The sequence below is a fragment of the Terrisporobacter sp. genome (assembly GCF_017888745.1).
Taxonomy (GTDB): Bacteria; Bacillota; Clostridia; order Peptostreptococcales; family Peptostreptococcaceae; genus Terrisporobacter.
Map to the genome: position 1 here is coordinate 1 of NZ_JAGHFM010000144.1, position 2,905 is coordinate 2,905.

Sequence of the window (2,905 nt, forward strand, 5' to 3'; positions counted from 1 at the left end):
CAGTGTTTGATGATAGGGGTGTAAACAAAGAGTGTGCTTGCGGATTCTTAGAAAGATTTGAAGATGCATATTTATCAGAAGTTAAGGAGTTTGTTGATTGTGTATTAAATAATAGAAAACCAGAAGTCACTGTTGAAGATGGAGTATTATCTACAGTAGTTGGATATGCATGTAAGGAATCATTTGAAACTGGCGCATTAGTTGATGTGAAATATGTAGACTAGTTTAGTAATACAAAATTAAATACTTTGCATCAAGGTATTTATTCTAATAAATTATAAAACTTGATAATGTATAAATTTAAATGTAATAGATACTAGATAACAATATATTAGTGATCCGATTAACCTGGTAAAGTCTGGCGATTACTAGATGAAATATTCTACTTCTTGTAGAAAAATAAAAAGATAGAGAGGATAGATTTAAATGGATAAAACAGTTAACACGGCTAAAAAAAATGAATTCCTAAAGATACCATTTATAACAAAGTTCGCATATGGTTGTGGGGATGTTGCTTGTAATATCAGTTTTGGTGTAGTTGGAACATTTCTTACTTTATTTTATACTGACTATATAGGAATTTCAGCAGCTGCAATTGGTACGATAATGCTTATATCTAGAATTTTTGATGGTGTATCTGATGTTATTATGGGATATATTGTATCACATACAAAGTCAAAATATGGTCAGTCAAGACCGTGGATTCTTTGGACAGCAATACCTTATACAATTTCGATTATATTACTATTTACTGTTCCGAATACATCTTCAACACTTCAGCTTATTTATATATTCGTAACCTACAACTTAAGTACAACAGTAATGTATACAGCTGTAAATCTTCCTTATGGAAGTCTTTCTGCAATGCTTACTCGTGATCAAGAAGAGAGAGATATGATATCTATATTCCGTATGGCAATGTCTCCTTTTGGACGTATAGCCATATCTATTTTTACAATGCCTATAGTTAAACTTTTAGGAAATGATCAAAGAGCGTGGGTTATTTCAATTTCAATTTGGGCTGTTGTAGCACTTTTCCTTCTTTTATTCTGTTTTCTTAAATGTGAGGAAAACGTTACTGTAACAGAAAGAAGTGATAAGAAAAAAGAAGGCAAGGGAAAAGAAACATTAAAAGCTCTTTTTACAAATCAGTATTTTTGGATGGCAGGAGTTTTATGGATGGCACAAAATGCTACAATTGGTATAACAGGCTTGATGCTTCCATACTATTGTAAATATATATTCCAAAATGAAACTTGGATGTATAGTACTCTTTATTTCTGTGAATTTGTAACAGTTATCATAGGTGTAATGATTTGTCCTATTTTCATGAAACGTTTTGGAAAAAGAAACATAGTTCTTGCAGGAGCAGTTATTGGAGTAGCTGCACAGTTTATTTTTATGTCAAATCCATATAGTTTTGAGTTGGCACTTGCTACAGCAATACTTCGTGGTATAGGTTGTTCACCTCTTAATGCATGTGTATTTGGAATGCTTAATGATGCTGTTGAATTTGGTCATTGGAAATCAGGATTACGTCAAGAAGCTTATATTTTCTCGGCAGGTTCTGTTGGAAGTAAAGTAGCTCCTGGTGTTACAGGTGCTATTGTTACAGGTCTTATGACAATGAGTGGTTATATAAGTTCTACAAGTGGTAGTGCTGTTCAGCCTCAGTCGGCTCTTGATACTATTGTTAGCATTTATTCATATGGACCATTAATTGTTTGGGCTATTATAATCTTTGTTATGTTATTCTATAAACTTGATAAAATTTATCCAACAATTATGGCTGAGCTTGCTGAGCGTGAATCAAGAGGAGAATGTTAACTATAATAAAATAAAATTACTTAATTAATAGATTACATAAATCAGATATTAAATAAAATACTCCTTTTATGAAAGATAGTTAAAATAATAAACTATCTTTATGAAAGGAGTACTTTTATATATTAATAAATTGCAATTTAGTAAATACCATTGCATAAAATCAGATTCTAATGATTAACAGTATTTTATAGATATATTCGAGAAAATGAAATGACTTAGTCCAGTATAATATGAAAAAAGTATAAAAATGTAGATTATAACTTCTTTAATAATGTGGGATAGATATACAGGAGCATTTGCAAATAAAATGAAATAGTTTGCTAGGACTATGGAACATAATGAAGAGCCTAGTGTAACTGGATTAGATGGACTATACCCAGTTCTTATGGCAGCTGCAGCTACAAAATCTCAAAGAGAAGGAAGACCAGTTAAAATTGAGGAGGTAGAATAATGTTAAAAAGCGCATGTATAGAAACTTTATTTACAGAATTACCTTGGTGTGAAAGATTTAAAGCTGCAAAAGAAGCAGGTTTTGATTATATAGAATTCTGGGGATGGGAAGATAAAGATTTAGATGAAATTATTAAATTAGCTGAAGAAGCAGATATAAAAATAGCAGGATTTAATGGAGATTCAATATATTCTTTAGTAGATCCAAGTCATGAAGAACCTTATATGGATTATTTAAAAAAATCTATTGAAGTAGCTAAAAAGATAGGAGCAGAAAGCTTAACAATACATTCAAATGGATTAGGTGATGGAGGTATAGTAATTAATCACTATGATAAACTTTCTCATACTATAAAATTATGCTCTATGTTTAAAATGCTTGAAAAATCAGCTAAACTTGCTGAAGAAGAAGATATACTTTTAAATCTTGAGGGGTTAAATATAACAACAGATCATGTTGGTAATTTTTTAGAAAATACTCAAATGGCTGCTGAAATGATAAGATTAATAGATTCTCCTAAATTAAAAATATTATATGATGTTTACCACATGCAACTTAATGAAGGCAGAATATGTGATACTTTAACTAAATATATAGATACAATAGGTCATATACACATTGCAGATG

The 2,905-nt window shown here is 30.4% G+C and carries 4 protein-coding genes; all 4 read left to right on the forward strand.

Going from position 1 to position 2,905, the window contains the following annotated elements; all coding sequences use genetic code 11:
- The coding region (locus J7G74_RS06960; RefSeq protein ID WP_297133450.1) for a Gfo/Idh/MocA family oxidoreductase at positions 1 to 224 on the forward strand (224 nt) is incomplete at its 5' end.
- A gap of 202 nt (positions 225 to 426) precedes the next feature.
- Positions 427 to 1,827, forward strand: coding sequence for an MFS transporter (locus tag J7G74_RS06965; RefSeq protein ID WP_297133451.1), 1,401 nt, complete (start codon positions 427 to 429; stop codon positions 1,825 to 1,827).
- 328 nt (positions 1,828 to 2,155) lie between these two features.
- Positions 2,156 to 2,278, forward strand: coding sequence for a hypothetical protein (locus tag J7G74_RS06970; RefSeq protein WP_297133452.1), 123 nt, complete (start codon positions 2,156 to 2,158; stop codon positions 2,276 to 2,278).
- Positions 2,278 to 2,905: TIM barrel protein (locus J7G74_RS06975; RefSeq protein ID WP_297133454.1), on the forward strand; the 628-nt coding region annotated here is incomplete at its 3' end. The genes J7G74_RS06970 and J7G74_RS06975, both read left to right, overlap by 1 nt.